Consider the following 24,974-nt stretch of genomic DNA (forward strand, 5'->3'; position numbering starts at 1 on the left):
CGCTCAGGGCGTTCGGTCCACGGGGACCAGTCGGACGTCCAGCAACCGCCCGCCCTGCACCGTAGCGGTCATCAGGGTGCACTCGGGTTGCCGCCGGCGGTCCGTGGGAGAGCCCGGATTCAACAGTCGCAGGCCGGGATTCGCCGTCTCCTCGCCGGCCACCGAGTCCCAGGGGATGTGGCTGTGGCCGAAGATGAGGACGTCGTCCTCCGGGAATGCGGTGGCCATCCGCTGTTCCCGGCCGCGGGCCGTGCCAGTCTCATGCGTCATGGCGAACCGCACTCCGCCGATCTCCACCCGCGCGGCCTCCGGCAGTCGCCGACGCAACTCCTCGCCGTCATTGTTGCCCCACACACCCACCAGGCGACGCGCCCGGGCCTGGAGCTCGTCCAGCACCTCCGGAACCTGCCAGTCACCGGCATGGAAGACGACGTCGGCCGCCTCCACGGCCTGCCACACCTGCGCGGGCACAGCACGCGACCGATGGGGAACGTGCGTGTCGGCCAGCAGCAGCAAGCGGACCGGAGTGGAGGACATGCCCACAGGCTATCCGGGATGCCCCTGGAGCCGCTTCCCGGATTCTCGTCTCCCGGGTCATCTTTCGACCCCCAGTTAAAGAGAACGGGCCGGCGTCGGGAACAATGAACGCAACGGGACCGTTGCGCCAGTCACCGCCACCCGGCACCGCCCTGGCGCACCGTACCCCGACCCCGTCCCCGCTGGAAGGATCCTCGTGGCAGAACACCAGTTCGGCTTCCGTACCCGCGCGCTGCATGCCGGCGCCGTCCCTGATGCCGTGCACGGCTCCCGCGCCGTGCCGATCCACCAGACCACCTCCTACGTCTTCGAGTCCGCCCAGGACGCCGCGAACCTCTTCGCGCTGCAGAAGTACGGCAACATCTACTCCCGCATCGGCAACCCCACGGTCGCGGCCTTCGAGGAGCGCATGGCTGCGCTGGAGGGTGGCATCGGGGCGGTCGCGACGGCGTCCGGCATGTCCGCCGAATTCGTCACCTTCGCTGCCCTGGCCGGCGCCGGGGACCACATCGTGGCCTCGTCCAAGCTCTACGGCGGCACCATCACCCAGTTGGACGTCTCGTTGCGTCGATTCGGGGTGGAGACGACCTTCGTGGACTCCATGGAGGCGGCGGACTTCGAGGCCGCCATCCAGCCGAACACGAAGGCCGTCTACACGGAGATCGTGGCCAACCCCTCGGGGGACATCGTGGACCTGCCCGGCCTGGCCCGCGTGGCCCACGCCGCCGGGGTGCCGCTGATCGTGGACGCCACCCTGACTCCGCCATACCTGATCCGTCCCTTCGAGCACGGCGCGGACATCGTCATCCACTCCGCCACCAAGTTCCTCGGCGGCCACGGCACCACCCTGGGCGGCGTCGTCGTCGAGTCCGGGCGGTTCCCGTGGGACAACGGCAAGTTCCCGGCCATGACCGAGCCCGTGCCCTCGTACGGCGGCGTCTCCTGGTGGGGCAACTTCGGCGAGTACGGCTTCCTGACCAAGCTGCGTTCCGAACAGCTGCGCGATTTCGGTCCCGCCCTGCCGCCAGCCTCCGCCCAGCAGCTGATGCTCGGCCTCGAGACCCTGGCCCAGCGCATGGACGCCCACCTGGCCAACGCCCAGCGGGTGGCCGAATGGCTCGAGGCCGATGACCGCATCTCCTGGGTGAACTTCGCCGGCCTGCCCTCGCACCCGCACCACGAGCGCGGCAAGGAATTGCTCCCGCTCGGGGTCGGTTCCGTGTTCAGCTTCGGCGTCAAGGGAGGGCGCGACGCCGGCGCCTCCTTCATCTCGCACCTCCAGCTGGCCAGCCACCTGGCCAACATCGGCGATGCGAAGACCCTCGTCCTGCACCCTGCCTCCACCACGCACCAGCAGCTGAGCGCCGAGCAGCTCGTCTCCGCCGGCGTCCCGGAGGACCTGATCCGCCTGTCCGTGGGCATCGAGGACGTGGAGGACATCCTCTGGGACCTGGACCAGGCCCTCGAGGCCGCCGTGAACGGCCCAGCTGACGGCGAGACCGGGACGGAGCCCACCGAGCCGGCCACCGTGGCCGTGCCCCTGGACCCCTCCGGCAACGCCCCGATCGACGCGACCGAAACTGTGAAGGAGACCGACAAGTGAGCACCGCACTGCCTGACCGCACCTGGACCGGCCCGTCCGCACCCGAGCGGCTGCGCCTGCTGCGCGAGGCGAAGTCCATCGCCATCGTCGGCGCCTCGGACAAGCCGGCCCGCGCGTCCTACTTCGTGGCGACCTACCTGAACAGCTCGACGACGTTCGACCTGTACTTCATCAACCCGATCCTCGCCGAGAAGGGCACCGAGATCCTCGGCCACCGGGTCTACGCCTCGCTGGCCGACCTGCCCGTGGTGCCGGACCTGGTGGAGGTCTTCCGCAAGGCGGAGGACACCCCCGGCATCGTGGAGGAGGCCCGTGCCATCGGGGCGAAGACCGTCTGGCTGCAGCTGGGCATCTGGAACGAGGACGCTGCCCACGCGGCCGAATCGGGCGGGATGAACATGGTCATGGACCGTTGCGTGAAGATCGAGCACGCCCGCTTCCACGGCGGCCTGAACCTGGCCGGCTTCAACACCGGGGTCATCTCCTCGAGGCGCCAGCAGCTGGACCGCTGACGCCTTTAGAGTGGGCCCCATGACGGCCACCACTGCAGCCATCCACCGACTCGCCCACGAGGCCTTCGGCTGGGACGAGTTGCGTCCCAGCCAGGCCGAGGCCGTGGAGGCCGCGCTGTCCGGCCGGGATGTGCTGGCCGTGATGCCCACGGGTTACGGAAAGTCGGCCGTCTACCAGCTGGCCGGCGTACTGGCCGAAGGTCCCTGCGTGGTCGTCTCCCCACTCATCGCGCTCCAGACCGACCAACGGGACGGGCTCAACGAACTCCCGGCAGAGGCAGGCACGCGCGCCGTCGCCATCAACTCGTCTCTCTCCGCGCGGGAGCAGGAGCAGGCCTGGCAGTCCGTGGAGAACGGCGAGGTGACGTTCCTCTTCCTCACCCCGGAGCAGCTGGCCAAGGACGACGTGCTGGCCAGGGTGCGCGATGTTCGTCCGGCGTTCCTCGCCGTGGATGAGGCGCACTGTGTCTCGGCCTGGGGCCACGACTTCCGCCCGGACTACCTCCGGCTCGGTACGGCCCGCCACCGGATGGGCTCGCCGACGATCATCGCCCTCACCGCCACCGCCTCCACGCCGGTCCGGCAGGAGATCGTCGAGGGATTGGCCATGGACGATCCCCTCGTGATCGCGCTGGGATTCGATCGCCCGAACCTGCACTGGGCCGTCGAACGCCACCATGAGGACGATGACAAGACCGATGCCGTACTGGAGCAGGTCGCCGGCCTGCCACGCCCGGGACTGCTCTACACGGCAACGCGCCGCGCCGCCGAGGACTATGCCGCCGGACTCAGGGAACGGGGGCTGACGGCCCGGGCCTACCATGCCGGTCAGAAGACGACCGACCGGGAGGAGACCCTGCAATTGTTCCTGGACGGCGCTGTCGACGTGGTGGTGGCGACCAGTGCCTTCGGCATGGGCATCGACAAGGCCGATGTGCGGTTCGTGGTGCACGCCGACATCACCGATTCACTGGACACCTATTACCAGGAGGCCGGTCGCGCGGGCCGTGATGGTCAGGAGGCCCGGGTGGTGTTGCACTACCGCAGCGAAGACCTCGGCCTGCGCAGCTTCTTCAGCACCCACCATGCGGACCAGGACGTGGTGACCGCGGTCGTCCGGGAATTGCAGCGCGCGGACGGCCCCCTGCGCCTGACCCACCTGAAGCGCGGCGTGGACGTCAGTGCCCGCCGGGTCACCGGTACGGTCAATCTGCTGCAGGCGGCCGGCGCCGTGGCGTCCTCCCGGGAGGGGCTGACCCTGGTGGAGGGCGTCGGACCGAAGACGGCCGCCCGGCTTGCCGAGGAGACCGCCGAACGCATGGAGCGCATCGACGGCTCACGCATCGAGATGATGCGCGGCTACGCGGAGACCGACGGTTGCCGCCGCCAGTACCTGCTGGGCTACTTCGGCGAGGAACTGGCCGATCCCTGCGGCAACTGCGATACCTGTGATGCCGGCACCGCCAAGGACCTGACGCACGATGACGCGGAATTCTCCCGGCAGAACGGAGTGGTTCACCGGGAGTGGGGCTCGGGCCTCGTGATGAGCGTCAACGATGACCGGATCACCGTCCTCTTCGAGGAGCAGGGATACCGGACGCTGTCGCTGGAGGCCGTGCGCGAGCAAGGACTCCTCACCCGGACGTAGCCAAGCCAGACCTAGCCAGGCCGGCCACGGGGATACTGCCACCGGTGAGGTGGCGGGCGGCTCAGTGGCCGGGCCGTGCCCGTCGGACCGACTCAGGCCCGTGGTGGCTGATTCGTCCCGCCAGCACCGCCGTCGCCGGACTGGCCACCGGGACCACCGGTGAACCGGCGCGCGGCATCCATGACCCGGCCGATGCCGGACCCCCGGCCTGCACCGGGGCTCCTTCCACTGCCACGCCGGTTGAGGGCGCTCGTGGCCTGATGGATCATCTTCCGGCCCTGCGGGCTGTTCGCGAATGATTGGGCCTTGTTGGCCAAGTCCTTGAACTTCATGGTCTCTCCTCCGTGGCGCTGGTTGCTGCACCCCACCTCGTACGAGCGAGACCCCGGGCTACCGGCTGCGGAGGGGAATCGCATCTGCCGGACCCGGGGTCCCTGTCATCACTCGCACCTTCATCACTCGCACCTTGATGAGGTGTCTTCAGCATAGGAAGCGAACTTGTGTTCGCACCCCACGTAGCCTGTGAGAAGTCTGAGATCCCTCCCAGAGCCTGCCGCCGGCCCCTCCTAGCCCGCGCGGCGCCGGTAGACCATCACGCTGAAGGCATATCCGAGCGCCAGGATCGCCAGGCACCACGCCAGGGCCATCCCGATGTCCGTCCCGATGGGTTGACCGCTGAGCAGGTTGCGGACCGTGTTGACGATGGACGTCACGGGCTGGTGCTCGGCGAAGGCCCGCACGGGGCCGGGCATGGAGTCCGTCGGCACGAAGGCCGAGCTGACGAACGGCAACAGGATGAGCGGGTAGGAGAAGGCACTCGCCCCGTCCACGGACCGGGCGCTCAGGCCCGCGATGACGGCCACCCAGGTCAGGGCCAGGGTCAGCAGCACCAGGATCCCGGCGACGGCCAGCCACTCGAGCACGCCGGCTCCGGAGCGGAAACCCATAAGCAGGGCCACGCCCACCACGATCGTCAGGGACATGACCGTGGCCACCACCGAGGTCAGGACGTGTGCCCACAGCACCGCGGACCGCGCGATCGGCATCGACTGGAAGCGTTCGAAGATGCCGCCCTGCAGGTCCAGGAAGAGCCGGTACGCCGTATAGGAGATGCCCATGGCGATGGTGATGGTCAGGATCCCGGGCAGCAGGTAGTCCACGTAGGAACCGCCCCCGGTGTCGATGGCCCCACCGAAGACGTAGACGAACAGCAGCATCATGGCGATCGGCATGACTGCCGTGGTGATGATGGTGTCCGGGCTGCGGGCGATGTGGCGCAGGGACCGGCCCAGGAGGACTCCGGTGTCCGTGACAAAGCGTCCGCTCATGACAGGTCACCTGCGCTCTCACTCGTGACGGGACGGCCGTGGCCGCCCTCGTTGGCGTCACCCTGCTCCGGACTGCCGATCAGGGCCAGGAAGATCTTCTCCAGGGTAGGTTGTCTCTCCACGTACTCGACCGTTGCCGGCGGGAGGAGCCGCTGGAGATCGTCCAGGGTCCCGTTGGCGATGATGCGCCCGTGGTGGAGGATCGCGATGCGGTCGGCGAGCTGCTCGGCCTCGTCCAGGTACTGAGTGGTGAGCAGGACCGTGGTGCCGCTCTCCGTGAGTTCCCGGATGGCCTGCCACACCTCGAGGCGTGCCTCCGGATCGAGGCCGGTGGTGGGCTCGTCCAGGAAGAGCACCGGTGGGTTCCCGATCAGACTCATGGCGATGTCGAGCCGGCGGCGCATGCCGCCCGAGTACTCTGCAGCCCTTCGCCCTCCGGCGTCCGTCAGCGAGAAGCGTTCCAGCAGGTCATCGGCCAGGGCCCCGGGGCGGGGCAGGTGCCGCAGCCGGGCCACCAGGACGAGGTTCTCCCGTCCGGTGAGCATCCCGTCCACGGCGGAGAACTGACCGGTCAGACTGATCGATTCGCGCACTCGACTCGGCTGCCTGCCGACCTCGAAGCCGTTGACGGTGGCGCTTCCCGCCGTGGGCTGCAACAGCGTGGAGAGGATCCGGACGGCCGTGGTCTTGCCTGCGCCGTTCGAACCCAGCAGGGCGAAGACGCTGCCGCGCTCCACGTCGAAGTCCACGCCGCATAGCACCTGGTTCTTGCCGTAGGACTTCTTCAGGCCCTGCACGCGGATCGCGGGTGCCGGAGCCGACCGGCGGACCGCCGTCGCACCGGTCATGACGCACCCGCCGCACGATCGATGGCCTCGGTGAGGCGCACCCGTTCCTTGCTGATCCACTGGTCCTCGGCGTAATTGGCCAGGAAGTCCTCGGCGAAGGCCACGGGGTCCTCCCCGACGATCTCCCGGAGTGCCGTCCCATCGGCGGCACCCTGCTCGACGAGTTCCACGAGGTCCTCGAGCATCGTCACAAAGGTGTCTCCCTTGGTGATGGCCCCGTACGTGGTCAGGTACCGCTCGAGTGCCTGCTGCGCCTCGCGGTATCCGGCCGGCAGGGCCTTGGCACGCGCCTTGTACTGCTTCCACCGGCGCTTGTCACCGGCGTTGCCGACGATCTTCTCTACCCATCCAGTCATCGTGAACCTCCGTTGCGGAGCTGATCGAGATGTTCTGCGAGGAAGCTCCAGGTCCTCCAGAACTCGTTGAGATAGTCCTGCCCGAGGGCATTGAGGGAGTACACCTTGCGGGGCGGCCCCTTCTCCGAAGGGCGCTTGTCCACATCCACGAGGCCGCGCTTCTCGATCCTGATGAGCAGTGCATAGATGGTGCCCTCGGCGATGTCGGTGAAGCCGTTGGCCCGCAGTCGCGCCGTGATCTCGTAGCCATAGGCCGGCTGTCCGGACAGGATCTGGAGGACGATGCCCTCCAGGGTTCCCTTCAACATCTCCGTCATCAGGTTGGCCACGGGTCTCGCCTCCGGTACTTAGTGCTACTGCCTACTGGTAGATAGTAGCACTAAGTACCGGAGGCGCAAGGGGCCGGTGGCCAGGGGCGGTATGGACCCCGCACATGACGAGACCCCGGGCTGGCAGCCACTGGATATGGCGTACCAGGACCGGGGTCCCTGTCATCACTCGCACCTTCATCACTCGCACCTTGATGAGGCGCTTTCAGCGTAGGGAACGGAGATGGGGACGAACCGCACGCGGGCTGACCGTTGGCTGATCGGCATGGAGTGTTCCGCTCCTGAGGGCGCCAGCTGGGAGCGCTCCGGCCAGTGCTGGAGCAGCTTAAGCCCCGACGGTCCCCAACTGGTCCACGTCCGTGCGGCGGTTGGCCAGCACGGGCAGGAAGGAGCGCACCTCGTCGATGCGCTCTCGGGTGACGTCGGCCGTCTCGATCGCCTCGCCCTCCTCGCCGAGGAAGGCCACGGGCACGGCCAGCGGGTCGATGATGGCCGAGTGGCCCACGGTGTTGTCACTGCGGGTGCCCGCGGCCACGATCCAGACGGTGTTCTCCACGGCGCGCGCCTTGAGCAGCAGCTGCCAGTGCTCGATCTTGTAGTCGCCCTTGAACCAGGCGGCCGGCACCAGCACGACGTCGGCCCCGGCCACGGCCAGCGAGCGCGCCACTTCCGGGAAGCGCAGGTCGTAGCAGGTCATGATGCCAAACTTGAGGCCGCCGAGTTCCACCATCAGGGTGCCCCGGTCGCCGGCGGTGATACGGTCCGATTCCTTGTACTTGAAGGCGTCGTAGAGGTGCAGCTTGCGGTAGGTCCCCAGGATCTTGCCCGTGGCATCCACGGCCACCACCGTGTTGTAGGGACGCTCGGTGCCCGAGGGCTCGTACCCGCCGGCCACCACCGCGATGGACAGGTCCGCCGCGATCCGGGTGACCTCGGAGACGAAAGCCGACCAGCCGGCGTCGACGGCCTCTGCCAGGGGGCCGTCCACGTGCCGCACGGTGAACATGGACTCCTCGGGGAACAGCACCAGGTCGGCGCCGTCGTCCTGGGCGGATTCCGCCAGGCGCCGCAGCGTGGCCACGTTCTCGGCGACCACACCCGTGGGGCGGAATTGTCCGACGCTGATCCTCATGTGACCGTCCTCCTCGCATGGTGTGAAACCGTCCTCCCAGCCTAACCTGAGGCCATGTCCGCCGCCCCCGACCACGGTCCCGGACGCCGGGTCTCCACCGACGTCCTGGTGATCGGCGCGGGTCCGACGGGGCTGATGGCGGGCGCCTGGTGCGCCCGGCTGGGGCTTCAGTCCCTCGTGGTGGACGGCAAGGCCGGGCCGACCCGCGAGTCCCGGGCCCTGGCCGTGCAGGCCCGCTCCCTCGAGGTCTACCGGCAGCTCGGCCTGGCGCAGGCCGTGCTGGACGGAGCGACCCCGGCGGCGTCCGTCAGTCCCGGGTTCCGCCATCGCACGCTGGGCACCGTGCGGCTGGACCGGGTGGGCCAGCAGCTGACGCCCTTCCCGGGGATCACCATCTTCGAGCAGAGCGCGAACGAGGAATTGCTGGCCCGTCATCTCCGGGATCAGCACCGGCCCGTCGCCTGGGGCACCTCGTTCCGGTCCTTCGTCACGGACCCCCGGGCGGCAGGGCCCGGCGGAGCCGTCACCGCCGAACTCGACTCTCCTGAAGGGCTGGTTCAGGTCAGCGCCCGGTATGTGGTGGCCGCCGACGGTGCCTCGTCAGCGGTCCGGCGTGCCCTGGGCATCGCCTTCGAGGGTGCCACCAACCGGTTCGAGTTCTACGTGCTGGACGCCTACGGCGTCACCGGCACCGAGTCCGGTATCACCCTGCGCGCCTCCCGGGAGCACTTCATGCTGGCCTTCCCCCTGGGCGACGACGGCCGGGGCGGGCGGCGCGCACGCCTCCTGGGGATCCTGCGCGCCGAAGACCCGAGTCCGGCGGATCCCGGTCAAGGTGCCGGTCCAGACTCCGACCCGGGAAACGGTCCCGATCACGGGCCTCTGGCCAGCTCCCCCGCCGCTGCCGAGGCCCGCGACGAGGCCCGTGCCCGTGCGTCCTTGGCCGAGGAGTTCGGCGTCCGGTATGCCGGCACGGATTGGTACAGCACCTACCGGGTGCATCATCGCGTGGCCGCCGCCTTCCGGGCCGGCCGGGTGTTCCTCGCGGGGGACGCCGCGCACATCCACTCCCCTGTGGGTGCGCAGGGGATGAACACGGGGTTGCAGGACGCGCAGAACATCGTCTGCACCATTGCCGATGTCCTCGCCGGCCGGGAGCCTGAGGACGTCCTGGACCGTTACGAGTCCGAGCGCCGGCCGGTGGCCCTGAACCTGGTCCGGACCACCGACGTGGTGTTCGGAGCAGTCACGTCCATGGCCCCCCTGGCGCGCCTTCTGCGGACGCGGGTCTTCCCCCTCGCCGCCCCGGCCCTCCTGCGAGTGGCGCCCCGGATTCCCCTGGGCGGTCGGATGTTCGGCTACCTCTCCCAGATCCGGATCCACTACTGGATGCCGGGGACGGAGGCGGACCACACCGGCGCACGACGGCGGCACCGCGGCACGGTCCTGGGCCGCCGCCTTCCCTGGGTTCCCGACGCCGGCCCTACCGGTCCGGTGCCCGGCGGGGACGGGCGCGGGGACAACCATGAGGCGCTCAACACGGCCGAATGGCAGGTGCACGCCTACGGCCCGGCCGCCGACCGGTGGGCGCGGGACCTGGCCGACCGCCACCGGGAGAAGGACCGGGCCGGGCCGGTGCGAGCGAACGGGGCCCGCGCGGACGGCGGGCACGTAGCGGCAGGCGATGGGCCGGCGTCGTACACGGAGGCCGGGCTACCGGTACTGCGGTTCCGGGCGGCCCCGGAGGCGGGACTGCCCGACGGCACGGCACTGCTGATCCGCCCGGACGGCTTCGTCGCCGAGGTCCGGGACGGCTCTTCGGCTCCTGCTGGGAGGGTCAGTCCTCGATGAGGTCGCGGACCTGGACCACCTGGTCGCGGCCCGGGCCGACGCCGATCGCGGACATCCGAGTGCCGGACATCTTCTCGAGGGCCAGCACGTAGTCACGGGCGTTGGCCGGCAGGTCCTCCATGGTGCGCGCGCCGGAGATGTCCTCGGTCCAGCCCTCGAAGTACTCGAAGATCGGCTTGGCATGGTGGAACGCGGTCTGCGTCATGGGCATCTCGTCATGCCGCACGCCGTCCACGTCATACGCCACGCACACCGGGATCTGCTCGATGCCGGTGAGGACGTCCAGCTTGGTGAGGAAGTAGTCGGTGAAGCCGTTGATGCGGGTGGCGTAGCGGGCCATCACCGCGTCATACCAGCCGGTGCGGCGCGGGCGGCCGGTGTTCACGCCGAACTCGCCGCCCACGGTGCGCAGGCGCGTGCCCATGCCGTCCTCGTCGAAGAGCTCGGTGGGGAACGGGCCCGCCCCCACCCGGGTGGTGTAGGCCTTGACGATGCCGATGGTGCGGGTGAAGCGGGTGGGCCCGATCCCGGCGCCCACGGAGGCGCCACCGGCGGTCGGGTTGGAGGACGTCACGAACGGATAGGTGCCGTGATCCACGTCCAGGTAGGTGGCCTGGCCGCCCTCCATGAGCACAACCTTGCCCTCGTCGAGGGCGTCGTTGAGCAGGATGGTGGAGTCCACGACCATGGGACGCAGCCGCTCCGCGTAGGACAGGAAGTACTCGGCGATCTCGTCCACGGTGATCGCCCGGCGGTTGTACAGCTTGACCAGCAGCTCGTTCTTCTGGCGCAGGGCGCCCTCGATCTTCTGGCGCAGGATCGACTCGTCGAAGATGTCCTGGACGCGCACGCCGAGGCGGCCGACCTTGTCCATGTAGGTGGGGCCAATGCCGCGGCCGGTGGTGCCGATGGCGCGCTTGCCGAGGAAGCGCTCGGTGACCTTGTCCATGGTCTGGTGGTACGGGGCCACCAGGTGCGCATTGGCCGAGATCTTGAGGTGGTCGCAGCGCTGGCCGCGTGCCTCGAGTCCGTCGATCTCCTCGAACAGGGCCTCGAGGTTGACCACCACGCCGTTGCCGATCACCGGGGCGGCGTTCGGAGACAGGATGCCGGCCGGCAGCAGCTTGAGTTCGAACTTCTCACCGCCGACGACGACGGTGTGTCCGGCATTATTGCCGCCGTTGGGCTTGACCACGTAGTCCACGCGGCCGCCCAGCAGATCGGTGGCCTTACCCTTGCCCTCGTCGCCCCACTGGGCGCCGACGATCGCGATTGCTGGCATGAATGCATCTCTCCTGAGCAGGCCACGGCAACCGTTCTTGCGGCGGTCCCGTCCGGCCCTCGACATGGAAAACGCCCCCGGTGACCGCTCCCACGGTTCTCTGCCGTGCGGTGCATCACACGAGGGCCTTACAACCGGAGTTTACCAGTCAGGGCCCATGGGGAACGGATACGGTGGGCGGAACCGAACCGAGGAGCCGGATGACCCCCCTGCAGGAACACCTGTTCTTCCTCGCCATCACGGTGATCCCCGGACTGGCCGGCCTCATCCCGGGTTGGCTGGCGTGGACCGGCAGATACCGCAACTGGGCCCGGCAGCCGAAATCCACGTGGTCCACCACGCGGTACAACATGTTCCCCCTGCACATCGGGTGGATCGGGTTCACCTGGATCATGCTGTGGGCCAGCCTCTGGATCGACTACTTCCACCCGGGCTGGACGAGCAGCGTGCCCGGCTTCTGGCTGCTCTTCCCGTTCCTCGTCATCACGGTCATCCTCAACTTCTGGTGGCCTCGCTTCCTCACCCCTGCCTGGCATCGAGATTGGGTGGACCGCGGCGGTCGGTATGACACCCCGCTGCGCGGCCCCGACGGCCCCTGACCACGGACCTTCCTCCGAACCGGAAAGAGCACCCCATGACCCCCTCCACGCCGGCCCCGACCACCGGCTACCTCGGCATCCTGCAGTTCCACCCGGCACCTCACTGGGTCCCGGAGTCGGTCCGCCCGGAGATCGAGCTGATCGCCACCCTCCCGGTGGACGAGGACACGTTCCGCCCCTCGATCGTGGTCACGGTCAACCCTTTCGAGGGCAGCATCCGCGAGTTCAGCGTCAAGGCCCTGACGGGGCTGACCTCCACCCTCCGGGCATGCCGGATCGTCGACGTCGGCGGCTGGGAGCGCCGGTCCGAGGACCGGCCACAGGATCATCTGGGCATCGAGACGGACACCTCCCTGCAGTCCCGGCGCATCGAGTACGTCCACCGCGCGGACAACGGCCGGCTGGTCTCCGGCGTGGACCACCTGGTGCTGATGGACGGCTGGGCGGTCCAGATATCGACCACCTGCGCGCTCCAGGACCGGCTCTTCCTCACCGCGGATCTCGAGGCGATGGCGCGCAGCGTGGAGCCCGCCCCGGGCGGCATGGCCCCGCCCTCGGCACCGGTCACGGCCGAACCCGGGTATGACGCCACTGCCTCGGCGGCCGAGCTCGAAGCCACGGGGCTGGTGGAGGACGGCCGCCTGACCGAGGTCGGAGACCTCCTCTCCGCCACCCTGCAGGAGTCGGCGTTCCGCCTGCGCCTGACGGGTACCGCCGGGGGTGGTGACCACCTCGTCCAGGTTTTCGGCCTCTCCGATGTGGCCCTCATGGTCTCGCAGCCGGGCTTCGGCGAACGGGTCCTCGGCGGGCCGTGGGAGGCCCCCGGATCCGAGCACCTGCACGTGGGCATGGTCCCGCTCTCCGAGCTCTCGGCTCGGTTGCTCGCGTGGGCGGGAGCCCTCCCCGCCTGGAACCTCCTGCCCACCCCGGCTCTGATCGCACCCGCGGCCTACGACGCCCGGCTGGCGGGGCCGACGCCACCGCCTGCCGGGGCCGACCCCGCCCTCACGGCCTTGTGGGACCAGTCGTGGTGGGTCTGGCGGATCGAAGCTGACGCGGACGGTGCTGACGGCTTCCCCGAGACGACGGTGCTCGCCACCCCTCAGCGCGGCACGTACCGGGTCGGCCTGGTCCCCGACCCGGTCACAGGAGAGGACCGGGTACTGCTGTGGCCGGTGGAGAGCTCGTTCCTGCTGGCCCTGGTGGAAGACCTCTTCCAGGCCGCCCACTTCGGGCGGGCGCCCCAGCTGAGCTGAGGGCGCAGTGGGGTTGAGCGCTCAGGGCGCCTTCTCCGCGTAGTCGCGCAGCGACTCCAACTGACCCGCATCCGCGTCGGCGAGCGCAGCGGCCAGGCCGAGCGCCTCCTCGCGCAATTCCTCCGCAGCTCGCACCGCGATGCGCAGATGCACCCGGGTGGCGCCGGCGTCGGGAAGCAGGAGGTAGCCGTATTCCACGCGCACGTCCGCGTCATCGGCGCCGGAGACCATGGTCAGCCCGTGCCCGGGCTCATAGGTGGCCAGCGTGTACTGACGCTGGTGGCCGCCGGTCGCATAGGAGAGCTCCTGGCCCGGGCCCGCCGGCCCGTTGACGTGCATCTCCTCGACATCGGGTAGCCATGCCGGCGCGGCGGCCCAGTCCGTGAGCAGCTCCCACACCCTCGGAGCAGGCAGGTGGACCACGATGTCGTCTTCGAGGGCCGCGATGGTCAACATGGTCCGATCCTCGCCCCTGTACGCCCTCGGTGTTAAGGGGTGAAACGCCGCTAGGTTCCATTGCGCCCAGAGCACGCCTGCCTATGGTGGTGCCAGTCACATTCGCCCAGGGGCCTCCCAGCGCCATCGCCGCACCGTACGACCACACCGAACGACGCCGGCCCCGCACCGTCAGGAGTCATCGGCATGTCCAGCACCCCGGGAACCACCGAAACGCCGCCCCGCAAGGAGGGAACCCCGCTCTCCCGTGCCATGCGCCCCGTCAACCACGTGGTGGAACGGTTCATCCCGTCCGCCCTGGTCTTCTCGATCGTCCTGACCTTCATCGTCGCCATCCTGGCGTTGATCCTCACCGGCACCGGCCCCGGCGACCTCGTGGTCCACTGGGGCGACGGTCTGGCCGGGCTGCTCGACTTCATCACCCAGATGGCGCTGATCCTGCTACTGGGGCACATCCTGGCCAACACCGGGCCGGTCCGGCGCGTGCTGGCCTTCCTGGGCTCGGTCCCCCGTACGGAGCTCGCCGCCTACGTGTTCGTCTTCGCCGTGGCCGCCGTGGCCAGCCTCATCACCTGGGGGCTGGGCCTGGTGGTCGGCGGCCTGCTGGCCCGGGAGGTCGCCTATCAGGGGCGCGAGCGCGGCCTGAAGCTGCACTTCCCCATGCTGGTGGCCGCCGGCTTCGCCGGGTTCGTGGTCTGGCACATGGGCTATTCGGCCTCCGGCCCCCTGACCGCCGCCACCGAGGGGTCCTTCCTCATGGAGTCCCTCGGCGGGCAGCCCGTGCCGATCAGTGAGACCGTGTTCTCCTCCTGGAACATGATCGCCGCCGTGGTGACGATCCTCGTGGTGGCCCTGGCCCTGTTCCTGGTGGCTCCGCGCCGCGGTGACAAGATCGTGGAGCTGGCCCAGGACGCGCGCGAGCAGGCCGATGACGGCCAGGAGGAGATCGTGACCCCGGCCGATCGCGTGGATGCCAGCCGCCTGCCGACCCTGCTGCTGGGCCTGATGCTGGTGGCCTACCTGGTGCTGCACTTCGTCCAGGGCGGCACGCTCACCCTGGACACCGTGAACTGGTCCTTCCTTGCCCTGATCCTGTTGCTGGTGCGCAACCCCTTCGAGTTGATCCACCTGACCAAGAACGCCGCGTCCAACGTGGGGGAGATCCTGCTGCAGTTCCCCCTCTACGCGGGCATCCTGGGCATGATGTCCGGAACCGGCCTGATCGAGGTTTTCTCCGATGCCTTCGTGTCCATCTCCAACCCGGTGACGTTCGGGTTGCTCGCCTTCCTGGCCGCCGGCCTGGTGAACTTCTTCGTTCCCTCCGGCGGTGGGCAGTTCGCGGTGCAGGGACCCATCATGCTCGGCGCTGGCGCCGATCTCGGCGTGGACCCCGCGATCACCATCATGGCCGTGTCCTACGGCGATCAGTGGACCAACATGATCCAGCCGTTCTGGGCCATCCCCCTGCTGGCGATCGCCGGGCTGAAGATGCGGGACATCCTCGGCTACACCACCGTGGTGCTCATCGCCTCCGGGCTCGTGTTCGCCGGGACGCTGCTGATCGTGTCCCTCTAGCCCAGCCGCCCGCCGGACTCCTCGAGATAGCAGACCCCGCAGAGGGACTCGTAGGTGACCTCCACGCCGTCGATCGCCACCTGATCGCCCTCGAAGACGAAGCGTTCGCGCCGGGACTCGCGCGCGCTCGTGGCCGGGCCGGCGTCGTGCCCCGCCACCGTGTCCACCACCTTGCGGGTGTTGAAGATGGCCTTGCGCCCGCACCGGCAGATGGTCTTGAGCTCCTCGAGGGAGTGGGCCAGCTCCATGAGCCGGGCCGAGCCGGGGAAGGAGGCCGTGCGGAAGTCGGTGCGGATGCCGTAGGCCATCACGGGCACGCCCTCGAGCACAGCGATCCGCAGCAGGTCGTCCACCTGGGTGGGTTCGAGGAACTGGGCCTCGTCCACGAGCAGGCAGGCGACGGGCTTGACCTCCGCGTCCAGGTGCGTGAGCAGGGCGGTGGGGTCATCCCCGCGGACCTGCTGACGGAAGAGCGCCATTAGGTTTGCCCCGGGCGGGATCAGGAAGTCGGCCTCCCGGGTGACGCCCAATCGGGAGACGATCTGGTCCTCGCCCTTCGAGTCCACCTGAGGCTTGGCCAGCAGCACCCGCTGCCCGCGTTCCTCGTAGTTGAACGCGGCCTGGAGGAGCCCGGTCGACTTGCCGGAGTTCATCGCGCCGTAGCGGAAGTAGAGCTTGGCCACGATCGAGAAGTCTAGTGCTGGTCCGGTGCGCTACTTGATCGAGTTCGGGTGCTTCGCCAGCGGGGTGACCTTGATGTCCATGTAGGGGTACATGGGGAATCCGCTGAGGATGGCGTGCAACTCGTCGTTGTCCGCCACGTCATAGACGGAGTAGTTGGCGTATTCGCCGACCACGCGCCAGATGTCCCGCATCCTGCCCTCGCGCTGCAGGTTGCCGGAGTACTCCTTCTCCTTGACCTGGAAGTCGGCCTTGGTCTCCTCGGTCATCGACTCGGGGAAGGTCACGTCCATCCGTGCCAGAAACAGCATCGTCACTCCTTTGTACGGCGCATCATGCAGTGGTTGCGCTGGGGCTGAGATCGCCGGTCCTCCGCACTCTGCGGGGCCCTCGGCCGTTGTCACTATAGACGGCCGGCCGGACACCTCCGGTGGCACAACCCTCGGGTACGACGCCGGCTCGTTCAGTCCAGGACGATGGGCTCGTTCAGTCCAGGACGATGCCTTCCGGACGTTCGGGCTCCGGGTGAAGTGCGGCGAGTACCTCCAGGACGGCCTCGGTGGCCCGGTTCGGCTTCTTCCGGTGGAGCAGCGTGGCGGTCAGATACCGCGCCGGGCCGGCCAATGGCCGCAGGGCCAGCCCAGGGGTCTCCACATGGGCCACGGAGGAGATCGTCAGGGTGACGCCGACGCCGGCCGCCACCAACCCCAGGATGGTGTAGGAATCGGGCGCCTCCTGGACCAAGCGCGGCGTGAAGCCGGCGCGGTTCGCCAGGCGCAAGCCCATGTCGCGAACGCTCGAACCCTGCTGCGCCGGGAACATGACCCACGGCTCGGAGGCCAGCTCGCGGATGTCGATCTGCTCCTGACCGGCCAGTCGATGGTCTGAGGACACCCCCACCAGGACCCGTTCGTACTCGAAGACCCGGTCCCCGAGGCCCGAGTAGGTCAGGGGCCGTCGCCCGAAGGCAATGTCCAGGTCTCCTGCCGCCACCAGTGAGGGTGCCGCTCCGGCGTAGACCATGGAGCGCAGGCGGAGGTCCGCTCCGGGCGCGTCACGCCGGACGGCCCGGGCGATTCCCGGCAGCCACGGCCGCGACGAGGCCCCCGCGTACCCTAGGGTCACCGACCCGAGCAGGGGGACACCCTCCTGGTGGACGGCGCGCGTCATCAACCGGGCCGACTCCACGACCTGCCGGGCATGGGGCAGGGCAGCTTCTCCGGCGGCGGTGAGCTTGACGGCCCGGGTGGTCCGCCCCACCACCGGCTCGCCCAGTTCCCGCTCCAGCTTTCGGATCCACTGGCTGACCAGGGGTTGGGCCACCCCGAGCCGCTCAGCCGCCCGGGTGAAGTGCAGCTCCTCAGCCAGCATCACGAAGGCCTCAAGCGTCTTGACGTCCATCGAGCCTCCACCCACCTCAGATGAATTCATGGTGATCCTGCATAAAACTATCCCGAATCCATCTTGGACAGAAGTGAGAGTCGCGTGGACCATAGACACCTGTGGGTGACATCACGGGTCTCCGTGGGGCAATTCACGGCCACCGGCCACTCACCCCACACCATTGACCGAAGGAGACACTCATGGACGAGCCGCAGTCCCCGCGCTGGCGCCAACGGCCCGAACGCTCCACCTGGGGTGACTTCGGACCGGATGACGCCCTGGGCCGCATCAACCTGCTCACGCCCGTGAAGGTCGCCGAAGGCCTCGCCGAGGTCCACGAGGGGCGGGCCTTCACTCTCGGCCTGCCCCTGACCCTCCCCGGCGGCCATGCCCTGAACGCCAACCGCCTGCCGCCCGTGGTGCGTCCGACCCTGCGCCAGGGTCGCTCCGGCGCCAACTGCATCATGGAACCCCTGTCTCCCGGATCCTCGGACGTACTCAGCGACGATCTCGTGGTCCTGCACAACCAGTACTCCACCCAGTGGGACGCCTTCGCCCACGTGGGCTCGATGTTCGACGCCGACGGCGATGGTGTTCCGGAGCCGGTCTACTACAACGGCTTCCGCGCCGGCATCGAGGTCCGGGGAACCACGGACCCTGCGGACTGCGGGATTCCGGGACCCCACCAGCCCACGACGGCGGATCTCGGCCCGGTTGGCATCGGCACCGTGGCCTCGCATCCGGTCCAGGGCCGTGCTGTGCTGATCGACCTCGCCCACCACTTCGGCACGGACCACCAGGTCGTCGGCTTCGACCAGATCCGCACCGTCCTGGACGCCGACGGCATCGAGGTCCGCCCCGGGGACATCGTGGCGTTCCACACCGGTTTCGCCGCCAAGGTGCTCGAGATGGCCGGTGATCCCGATCCGGACGTGCTGCACCACTACGGCGCCGTCCTCGATGGTCGCGATCCGGACCTGCTGGACTGGGTCACCGAGACCGGCATCGCCGCGATCGCCGCGGACAACTACGCCGTGGAGCTCTACCCGGCCACTCCCGCGCCGGCACCGGCGTCCATCCTGCCGTTCCACGAGCACTGCCTGTTCAAGCTGGGCGTCCCCCTCGGAGAGCTCTGGTACCTCACCGACCTCGCCGCGGCCCTACGGGAGGCCGGCCGCACGGCCTTCCTGCTCACGGCGCCACCCCTGAACCTGCCGGGCGCCTCCGGCTCACCACTCAACCCGATCGCCACGATCTGAGGACCGCATGAACGAGAACACCGCCACCGGCCACGCCGGCACCACGAGCACCGCCAGCGCCGCCTCCGCCAGGGATGCCGTGGACACCGAGCACCGGACTAGCCGTGAACGCGTCCTCGTGACCGGCGGGGCCCACGGCATCGGTGCTGCCATCGCGGAACGCTGCCGTCAGGACGGCTATGAGCCGGTCATCCTCGACCGGGAGGGTGAGGGCGCCATCCACGGCGACCTGTCCGATCTGGACTCCACCGCCCAGGCACTCGAGCGTGCGCTCGCCGACGGGCCGATCACGCGCCTGGTGAACAATGTCGGGGCCGTGTTCCCCAACGCCGTCACGGACCAGACCCTGGACCAGTTCGACGCGGCCGTGGCCCTGAACCTGCGCAGCGCCCTGCAGTGCATCCAGGCCCTGCTGCCCGGGATGCGAGAGGCCGGTTTCGGCCGGATCGTGAACATGTCCTCGCGCGCCGCATTGGGCAAGGAACTCCGCGCCGCCTACGCCGCCACCAAGGCCGGACTGCTCGGCCTGACCCGCGTCGTGGCCCTGGAGGAGGGCCGCAACGGCGTCACCGCCAACGCGATCGGCCCCGGCCCCATCGCCACGGACCTGTTCACCCGGGCCAACCCGGCCGACTCTCCGAAGACCAGGGCCATCATCGAGTCGGTGCCCGTGCGGCGCATGGGCTCGGCCGAGGACGTGGCCCACGCCGCCTCCTATCTGCTGGACGCCCGCAGCGGCTTCGTCACCGGCCAGACCCTCTACGTCTGCGGCGGCCTGACCGTGGGACGTGCCGATGTCTGAGCAGGTGGCACAGCCTGAGAAGATCGCCGTCGTCGGCGGCGGGTCCATCGGCGTCGCCTTCGCCCTGGTCTTCGCCCGCGCCGGGCATCCGGTCACCGTGTGTGATCCCGAGGCTGATCGCCGGGAGGCCGTCCCAGGGGAAGTGGCCGCGAAGCTCACCGCCCTGGCCGGAGCGGGCCTGTTGACCGAGCCAACCGAGGCCATCGCCTCCCGCGTCACTGTCGAGCCTGACATGGCCACCGCCGTCACCGGTGCCGCCCTCGTCCAGGAATGCGTGCCCGAACGGCTCGAGGTCAAGCGCTCGGTCTTCGCCGAACTCAGTGCGGCCACCGGCCCGGAGACCGTCCTGGCCAGCTCCTCCTCGGCGATCCCCGCCTCACAGACCGCCGAAGGCCTCCCCGCCGCGGACCGGATCATCGTGGCCCACCCCGGCAATCCGCCGTTCCTGCTGCCCGTCATCGAGCTGGTGCCCTCCCCTCTCACCCGGCCGGCCGTCGTCGCCACCGCCCACCGCCTCTATGCCGGGGCCGGGATGTCCCCGGTGACCGTTGCCAGGGAAGTCGAGGGCTTCCTCTTCAACCGCCTGCAGGGCGCCGTGCTGCGCGAGGCCTATGCACTCGTGCGGGATGGCGTCGCCACCGTGGAAGACATCGACACGGTCATGCGGGATGGCCTCGGCCGCCGCTGGTCCTTCATGGGACCCTTCGAGACCTCGGACCTCAACACCCGAGGCGGCATCGCCTCCCACGCGGAGAAGATGGGCCCCGCCTATGCGCGCATGGGTGCCGAACGCGGCCAGCACGATCCCTGGACCCCCGAGCTCGTGGCCGAAGTGGAGCACCAGCGCCGCGCCCTGCTCCCCCTGGAGCACTGGGAGGCCCGGGTGGCCTGGCGCGACGAACGGCTCATCGAACTGCTGCAGACCACTGATCCTTCCGCACCGAATATCCCCCATCGCATCCGAAAGAGTGACCATGACCGCAACAACTGAACGTCCACAACGGTCCCAGAAGGGCAACGTCCTGGACCGGACCGCCGGGTTCTTCACCAACCTGATGGACAAGTACCTGCCGGATCCGCTGGTCATCGCGATCATGCTGACCGGCCTCACCATGGTCCTGGCCATCCTGGCCCAGGGCTCCTCGCCCCTGGAGGTCGTCGAGTACTGGGGTGGCGGATTCTGGGATCTGCTGGCCTTCACCATGCAGATGACCGTGGTGCTGCTGGCCGGCTACATCCTGGCCAAGACCCCCCTGGTCGATCGCCTGCTGGACGCGCTGACCATCCGGATCACCTCCCCGCGCACGGCCATCATCGTCGCCACCCTCGTGGGCGGCATCGGAAGCTGGCTGAACTGGGGCTTCGGCCTCGTCATGGGCGGCATCATCGCCCAGAAGCTGGCGATGAACGTCAAGGGCCTGCACTACCCCCTGGCGATCGCCGCCGGCTACTCCGGGTTCGCCGTCTACGGCATCGGCCTGTCCGGCTCCGTGCCGCTGCTGATCGCCACGGAAGGCCACTTCCTGCAGGAGCAGGTGGGCATCATCCCGCTGGCGGACACTATCTTCTCGCCCTACCTGTTGCTGACCAACCTCGCCGTGCTCCTCTTCCTGCCGCTGTTCAACATGGCACTGCACCCGAAGGACCCGGCCAAGATCAAGGAGATGGACCGCACGTCCCACGCCGTCGACGCCCCCATCAAGGAACTCGACCAGCGCACCACCCTCGCGGCGAAGCTGAACAACAGCCCGATCATCGGCATCGGCATCGGTCTGATCGCGCTCGTCTACGCGTTCAACTACTTCTTCCAGGGCGGGACCCTGAACCTGGATGCGGTGAACTTCATGTTCCTGTTCCTCGGCATCATCCTGTTCGCCCGCCCCTCCGCCTTCCTGGCAGCGGTGAACGACGGCGTCAAGATCGTCTCCGGCATCATCATCCAGTACCCGTTCTACGCCGGCATCATGGGCATCCTGGTGGGCTCCGGCCTCGTGGTGTCCTTCGCCGACTGGTTCGGCACCTTCTCCACCGCTGAGACCCTGCCGTTCTGGTCCTTCATCTCCGGCGGCATCATCAACCTGCTCGCGCCCTCCGGTGGTGGCCAGTGGGCCGTCCAGGGCCCGGTGATGATGGAGGCCGCCCAGGCGATGGGCGCCAACAACGCCGCCACCGCGGTCGCCGTACAGATCGGTGACCAGTGGACGAACATGGTCCAGCCGTTCTGGATCCTGCCGGTCCTGGCTATCTCCGGGCTCAAGCTGCGGGACGTGATGGGCTACATGGTGCTGATCCTGGTGTTCCTGGGCGTCATCTTCGGTGCCGCCGTGCTCCTCTGGGGCTTCCTGGCCGTCTGACCGGCAGCACTGTAAGGCCGGACGAGCCGGACGAGCCGGCAGAAGGGACTCACCATGCCGTACCTGATCGAAACCTACGACGCCCCCGAGCGGGCCCAGGTCCGCCAGGACCGCTACGCCGAACACCTGGAGTTCCTGTCAGAGCATGCGGAACTGCTCCTGGCCTGCGGCGCCAAGCTCTCGGATGACGGCACTCATGCCGACGGGGGGGTCTACCTGGTGGACCTCGAGACGCGGGAGGACGCGGAGGCCTTCATCGCCCGCGACCCGTTCTCGCAGGGCAACCTGTTCCGTGAGGTCGTGGTGCGCCGATGGCGCAAGGCCTATCTGGACGGGCAGAGCTTCCTCCCCCGCCCGTCGTAGCTCCCAGACGGGCCAAGGCCCCTGTCTGGAAATCAGAAACCAGGCAGGATGAACCCGGGTCGCCGCACGGCGACCCGGGTTCGCGCGTCCCTGGGGATGCCGTCGGCTCCGAGCGGGAGCCCGACGACGGCGTCGGCCCGTTCCAGCGCGACCAGTAGCGTGGGTGCCCCGCCAGGATGGCCGAGCGCGATGTGGCGGGGCCAGTCCCCGCCACACGGCACCTCGGCGATGAGTTCGGGGGTCCCTGCACGGCGGATCACGCCGATGGTGTCGCGGCCGCGGTTGGCCACATAGATCAGCGCCCCGTCCGGGGAGACCACCAGGTGCGAGGGCAGGTTGTCCTGGGCGGATCCGGGATCCTGGTCCTGACCGTGGGTCGGCACGATGGCGACCTCGTGGAATCCCCCGGCAGTGGCGTCCAGGTCCAGCACGTGCAGCCGCGAGTCCAGTTCTCCCACCACGGCCAGGTGCCGCCCTTGGATGCCGGCCTGCGGCAACGGGGGCAACAGCGCAAGATGGCGGGGACCGGTGCCGGCGGGCAGGAGATGGGTCCTCGCCGGCGTGCAGTCACTCTCGACCACGCCCGCATCGTTCCCCGGGGCAGCCCCCGCCCTGTCCCGGACGATGTCCTGGACGGAGTACTCGAGGAGGCGGTCGGCTCCCAGGTCCGTGACGAGCAGGCGATCGTCGTCCAGGAACAGCACGAAGTGCAGGTGCGGGGACTGCTGCCGGGAGGCCACGGGCCCGGACCCGTGCGGGGCCTGGACCGCCACCGGCTGGCCCAGCAGACCGTCCTCGAGGACGGGGGCCACCGTCAGGGTGCCCGAATCGTAGGAGGCCGCGGCCAGCCAGGTGCCGGAGGGGTTGAGGTCGGCATGGCAGGTATTCGCGCCACCGGTGGGCACGCACTGGGAGGTGGCCCAGCCGACGTCGTCCCCGAGAGAGGGGGCGCGCGCAATGGACGGGGACAGGACGGCGACCTCCCCCTCGGGTAGGTGCAGGGCGGCATACAGCCTGCCCTGCGAGACCGTGCCCGCACGGCCGCGGACCAGCCATGAGGGGGCGTCCGGGCCGCCACCGGCCACCGAGTCCGCGTGCTGCGGCCAGCCGGTGGTGCGCACGAGCCCGCCGGCATTGGCCAGGACGGGTGTGCCCTCACCCGGAGTGTTGAAGGTGCCGACGAGCACGGTGTCCGTCCCCGCAGGGAGATCGCTGCCGCCTGCGCCGACGGCGGGGTTCGGCACCATGGCTCAGCCCTGGGCGATCTGCTCTGTGGCCGTGGGATCGGCGTCCACCAGGAAGGCCTCGATGCGGTGGACCTCTTCGCCCTCACCGATGGCGGCGGCGGCCTGGCCCAGCATGTAGAGCGACCGGAGGAAACCGCGGTTCGGCTCGTGGGAGTAGGGCACCGGACCGGCACCCCGCCAACCCGCACCCCGCAGCGAATCCAGGCCACGGTGATAACCCACCCGGGCGAACGCGTAGGCGTCGATGGTGCGCCCCTCGGCCCAGGCATCCTCTGCCATCAGGGCCCAGGCGAGGGAGGACTTGGGGAACCGGATGGCGATGTCCTCCGGCAGGTCGCCCGCCTCGATCCGCGCCAGGACCTCCGGTTCCTCCGGAAGCTGCGTGGGGGCGGGCTGCATGAGGTTCTTGCCGACGATCGACGCGTCAGAGGACATGATGCTCCTTGGTTCGGGTGGCTCCGGGTGCGGGCGGCACCGGTCCTGGCGCGGTGGCCCACGCCGGATGCGGACGGGACACCTCCGACCCTACCCGTGGAACTCCTGAAGGGCCGTGGGTCGGGTCACCACCGGCGTGCGCCGATTCCGGCGACGCCCGTTGGCTAGGATGCCACCATGCGCACCCCTCACCGCCGTCTCCCCTGGTCAGTCGCGGGCCTCGGCCTTGCCGTGGCACTGATGGCCTCCGCTTGCGGCAGTACACCCGAGTCCCCTGGCTCCGGCGGAAGCGGGGCTGCGGCCGCAGCGGAGCAGGAAGCGGGCCCCCTGCGCATCAGCGCCATCCCGGACATGGACCCCTCCGACCTCGCCGAGCGTGAGGAGGCGATGTCCAGCTATCTTGCCGAGGAGCTGGGCGTGGAGGTGGAGTACGTGCCCGTCAGTGACTACGCCGCCTCCGTCAGCCTGTTCGCCACGGGGGACCTCGACCTGGTCTTCTACGGGGGCCTGACCGGCGTCCAGGCACGATTGCGCACCGAAGGGGCGGAAGTGCTGGCCCAGCGGGACATCGACGAGCAGTTCCGCAGCGTCTTCATCGCGCATCGCGACGCCGGCCTGGAACCGGTCGAGGATGTGGCCGGCTTGGCAGAGCTGGCGGACACCAGGTTCACCTTCGGCAGCGAGTCCTCCACGTCCGGGCGCCTGATGCCGTCCTACTTCCTGGATCAGGCCGGCGTGGACCCGGCGGCCGACCTCGACGGCGAGCCCGGCTTCTCCGGCTCACACGACCTGACCATCGACCTGGTGGAGTCCGGCAGCTACGAGGTCGGTGCCCTCAACGAACAGGTGTGGCGGTCCCGGACCGAGGCCGGAACGGTGGACACGGAGACCGTCCGGGAGATCTTCACGACCCCGGAGTACGCCGACTACCACTGGATCGGCTCTCCCGCCCTGGACGAGCGGCTCGGCGACGGATTCACCGAGGACCTGCGGCAGGCCCTCCTCGACCTCGACGGATCCGACGCGGAGGAGACGGCGCTCCTCGAGGCCTACGGTGCCGGGGCGATCATCCCGGCGGAGGCCTCCGACCACGAGCGGATCGAGGAGATCGGCCGCACGCTCGGCCTGATCCGATGAC

At 69.2% G+C, this 24,974-nt stretch carries 27 protein-coding genes; 13 read left to right on the top strand and 14 right to left on the bottom strand.

Annotation, left to right across the window (positions count from 1 at the left end):
* Positions 1-3 precede the first annotated feature (3 nt).
* Entirely contained in the window at positions 4-537 is a 534-nt protein-coding gene (locus IEX49_RS15290) for a metallophosphoesterase family protein (RefSeq protein ID WP_188806969.1), read from the bottom strand.
* 196 nt (positions 538-733) lie between these two features.
* Between IEX49_RS15290 and IEX49_RS15295 the strand changes: the two genes are divergently transcribed.
* From IEX49_RS15295 to IEX49_RS15305, 3 genes are read left to right on the top strand one after another with little or no spacing between them, the layout of a single operon-like run.
* On the top strand, positions 734-2,140 hold the full coding sequence (locus IEX49_RS15295) for an O-acetylhomoserine aminocarboxypropyltransferase/cysteine synthase family protein (protein WP_229672772.1): 1,407 nt from the start codon (positions 734-736) through the stop codon (positions 2,138-2,140).
* Positions 2,137-2,652 carry a CoA-binding protein gene (locus tag IEX49_RS15300; RefSeq protein ID WP_115932583.1) on the top strand — a complete coding sequence of 172 codons (516 nt, stop codon included), beginning with the start codon at positions 2,137-2,139 and terminating at the stop codon, positions 2,650-2,652. Before IEX49_RS15295 ends, IEX49_RS15300 begins: the two co-directional genes overlap by 4 nt.
* Before the next feature lie 19 nt (positions 2,653-2,671).
* Positions 2,672-4,300 carry a RecQ family ATP-dependent DNA helicase gene (locus IEX49_RS15305; protein ID WP_188806970.1) on the top strand — a complete coding sequence of 543 codons (1,629 nt, stop codon included), beginning with the start codon at positions 2,672-2,674 and terminating at the stop codon, positions 4,298-4,300.
* Between the two features lie 92 nt (positions 4,301-4,392).
* Here IEX49_RS15305 and IEX49_RS15310 read toward each other — a convergent pair whose 3' ends face one another.
* From IEX49_RS15310 to IEX49_RS15335, 6 genes are all read right to left on the bottom strand, one after another.
* A complete protein-coding gene (locus tag IEX49_RS15310) occupies positions 4,393-4,632 on the bottom strand; it encodes a hypothetical protein (RefSeq protein WP_188806971.1) in 240 nt (79 codons plus the stop codon).
* 234 nt (positions 4,633-4,866) lie between these two features.
* A complete protein-coding gene (locus IEX49_RS15315; RefSeq protein WP_188806972.1) occupies positions 4,867-5,628 on the bottom strand; it encodes an ABC transporter permease in 762 nt (253 codons plus the stop codon).
* The gene (locus IEX49_RS15320; RefSeq protein WP_188806973.1) at positions 5,625-6,476 is read right to left on the bottom strand and encodes an ABC transporter ATP-binding protein; all 852 of its coding nucleotides are present in this window, start codon (positions 6,474-6,476) and stop codon (positions 5,625-5,627) included. Before IEX49_RS15320 ends, IEX49_RS15315 begins: the two co-directional genes overlap by 4 nt.
* Complete coding sequence (locus IEX49_RS15325) at positions 6,473-6,832, bottom strand: DUF1048 domain-containing protein (protein WP_188806974.1); 360 nt, start codon at positions 6,830-6,832, stop codon at positions 6,473-6,475. The genes IEX49_RS15320 and IEX49_RS15325 overlap by 4 nt, the downstream gene beginning before the upstream one ends.
* On the bottom strand, positions 6,829-7,161 hold the full coding sequence (locus IEX49_RS15330; RefSeq protein ID WP_188806975.1) for a PadR family transcriptional regulator: 333 nt from the start codon (positions 7,159-7,161) through the stop codon (positions 6,829-6,831). The genes IEX49_RS15325 and IEX49_RS15330 overlap by 4 nt, the downstream gene beginning before the upstream one ends.
* Positions 7,162-7,486: 325 nt before the next feature.
* Entirely contained in the window at positions 7,487-8,293 is an 807-nt protein-coding gene (locus IEX49_RS15335; protein ID WP_188806976.1) for a carbon-nitrogen hydrolase family protein, read from the bottom strand.
* Between the two features lie 54 nt (positions 8,294-8,347).
* Here IEX49_RS15335 and IEX49_RS15340 point away from each other — a divergent pair, with 54 nt between their 5' ends.
* Positions 8,348-10,144, top strand: coding sequence for an FAD-dependent monooxygenase (locus tag IEX49_RS15340; RefSeq protein ID WP_188806977.1), 1,797 nt, complete (start codon positions 8,348-8,350; stop codon positions 10,142-10,144).
* Here IEX49_RS15340 and IEX49_RS15345 read toward each other — a convergent pair.
* The gene (locus tag IEX49_RS15345; protein WP_188806978.1) at positions 10,131-11,426 is read right to left on the bottom strand and encodes an adenylosuccinate synthase; all 1,296 of its coding nucleotides are present in this window, start codon (positions 11,424-11,426) and stop codon (positions 10,131-10,133) included. The genes IEX49_RS15340 and IEX49_RS15345 overlap by 14 nt on opposite strands.
* A gap of 200 nt (positions 11,427-11,626) precedes the next feature.
* On the opposite strand from IEX49_RS15345, the gene IEX49_RS15350 reads away from it, so the two are divergent.
* Together IEX49_RS15350 and IEX49_RS15355 are read left to right on the top strand one after the other, a co-directional pair.
* Positions 11,627-12,025 carry a hypothetical protein gene (locus IEX49_RS15350; protein ID WP_188806979.1) on the top strand — a complete coding sequence of 133 codons (399 nt, stop codon included), beginning with the start codon at positions 11,627-11,629 and terminating at the stop codon, positions 12,023-12,025.
* A gap of 35 nt (positions 12,026-12,060) precedes the next feature.
* Complete coding sequence (locus IEX49_RS15355) at positions 12,061-13,281, top strand: hypothetical protein (RefSeq protein ID WP_188806980.1); 1,221 nt, start codon at positions 12,061-12,063, stop codon at positions 13,279-13,281.
* Between the two features lie 21 nt (positions 13,282-13,302).
* Here IEX49_RS15355 and IEX49_RS15360 read toward each other — a convergent pair whose 3' ends face one another.
* Complete coding sequence (locus tag IEX49_RS15360; RefSeq protein WP_188806981.1) at positions 13,303-13,737, bottom strand: SRPBCC family protein; 435 nt, start codon at positions 13,735-13,737, stop codon at positions 13,303-13,305.
* Between the two features lie 252 nt (positions 13,738-13,989).
* Between IEX49_RS15360 and IEX49_RS15365 the strand changes: the two genes are divergently transcribed.
* Positions 13,990-15,312, top strand: a complete 1,323-nt coding sequence (locus IEX49_RS15365; RefSeq protein WP_188807018.1) for a short-chain fatty acid transporter — start codon at positions 13,990-13,992, stop codon at positions 15,310-15,312.
* On the opposite strand, the gene IEX49_RS15370 is transcribed toward IEX49_RS15365, so the two are convergent.
* From IEX49_RS15370 to IEX49_RS15380, 3 genes are all read right to left on the bottom strand, one after another.
* Entirely contained in the window at positions 15,309-15,995 is a 687-nt protein-coding gene (locus tag IEX49_RS15370) for a thymidine kinase (protein WP_188806982.1), read from the bottom strand. The two genes, IEX49_RS15365 and IEX49_RS15370, sit on opposite strands and share 4 nt — an antisense overlap.
* 30 nt (positions 15,996-16,025) lie before the next feature.
* Positions 16,026-16,304, bottom strand: a complete 279-nt coding sequence (gene catC / locus IEX49_RS15375) for a muconolactone Delta-isomerase (RefSeq protein WP_188806983.1) — start codon at positions 16,302-16,304, stop codon at positions 16,026-16,028.
* A 175-nt stretch (positions 16,305-16,479) separates the two neighbouring features.
* On the bottom strand, positions 16,480-17,424 hold the full coding sequence (locus IEX49_RS15380) for a LysR family transcriptional regulator (protein ID WP_188806984.1): 945 nt from the start codon (positions 17,422-17,424) through the stop codon (positions 16,480-16,482).
* A 152-nt stretch (positions 17,425-17,576) separates the two neighbouring features.
* Here IEX49_RS15380 and IEX49_RS15385 point away from each other — a divergent pair, with 152 nt between their 5' ends.
* From IEX49_RS15385 to IEX49_RS15405, 5 genes are read left to right on the top strand one after another with little or no spacing between them, the layout of a single operon-like run.
* On the top strand, positions 17,577-18,635 hold the full coding sequence (locus IEX49_RS15385; protein ID WP_188806985.1) for a cyclase family protein: 1,059 nt from the start codon (positions 17,577-17,579) through the stop codon (positions 18,633-18,635).
* Positions 18,636-18,642: 7 nt separating this feature from the next.
* Positions 18,643-19,437 (top strand): SDR family NAD(P)-dependent oxidoreductase, encoded by a 795-nt coding sequence (locus IEX49_RS15390; protein ID WP_188806986.1) that lies wholly within the window; start codon positions 18,643-18,645, stop codon positions 19,435-19,437.
* On the top strand, positions 19,430-20,428 hold the full coding sequence (locus tag IEX49_RS15395) for a 3-hydroxyacyl-CoA dehydrogenase (protein ID WP_188806987.1): 999 nt from the start codon (positions 19,430-19,432) through the stop codon (positions 20,426-20,428). Before IEX49_RS15390 ends, IEX49_RS15395 begins: the two co-directional genes overlap by 8 nt.
* Positions 20,412-21,791: a short-chain fatty acid transporter gene (locus IEX49_RS15400; protein WP_229672774.1), complete on the top strand. Its 1,380-nt coding sequence runs from the start codon at positions 20,412-20,414 to the stop codon at positions 21,789-21,791. The genes IEX49_RS15395 and IEX49_RS15400 overlap by 17 nt, the downstream gene beginning before the upstream one ends.
* Positions 21,792-21,845: 54 nt before the next feature.
* Positions 21,846-22,154, top strand: a complete 309-nt coding sequence (locus IEX49_RS15405; protein ID WP_188806988.1) for a YciI family protein — start codon at positions 21,846-21,848, stop codon at positions 22,152-22,154.
* 32 nt (positions 22,155-22,186) lie between these two features.
* On the opposite strand, the gene IEX49_RS15410 is transcribed toward IEX49_RS15405, so the two are convergent.
* Entirely contained in the window at positions 22,187-23,401 is a 1,215-nt protein-coding gene (locus IEX49_RS15410) for a lactonase family protein (protein ID WP_188806989.1), read from the bottom strand.
* A gap of 3 nt (positions 23,402-23,404) precedes the next feature.
* Positions 23,405-23,836, bottom strand: a complete 432-nt coding sequence (locus tag IEX49_RS15415) for a DUF3151 domain-containing protein (RefSeq protein WP_188806990.1) — start codon at positions 23,834-23,836, stop codon at positions 23,405-23,407.
* 177 nt (positions 23,837-24,013) lie between these two features.
* Between IEX49_RS15415 and IEX49_RS15420 the strand changes: the two genes are divergently transcribed.
* On the top strand, positions 24,014-24,973 hold the full coding sequence (locus tag IEX49_RS15420) for a putative selenate ABC transporter substrate-binding protein (protein ID WP_188806991.1): 960 nt from the start codon (positions 24,014-24,016) through the stop codon (positions 24,971-24,973).
* The last annotated feature ends 1 nt before the right edge of the window (position 24,974 follow it).

The sequence above is a fragment of the Citricoccus zhacaiensis genome (genome assembly GCF_014645315.1).
Taxonomy (GTDB): Bacteria; Actinomycetota; Actinomycetes; order Actinomycetales; family Micrococcaceae; genus Citricoccus; species Citricoccus zhacaiensis.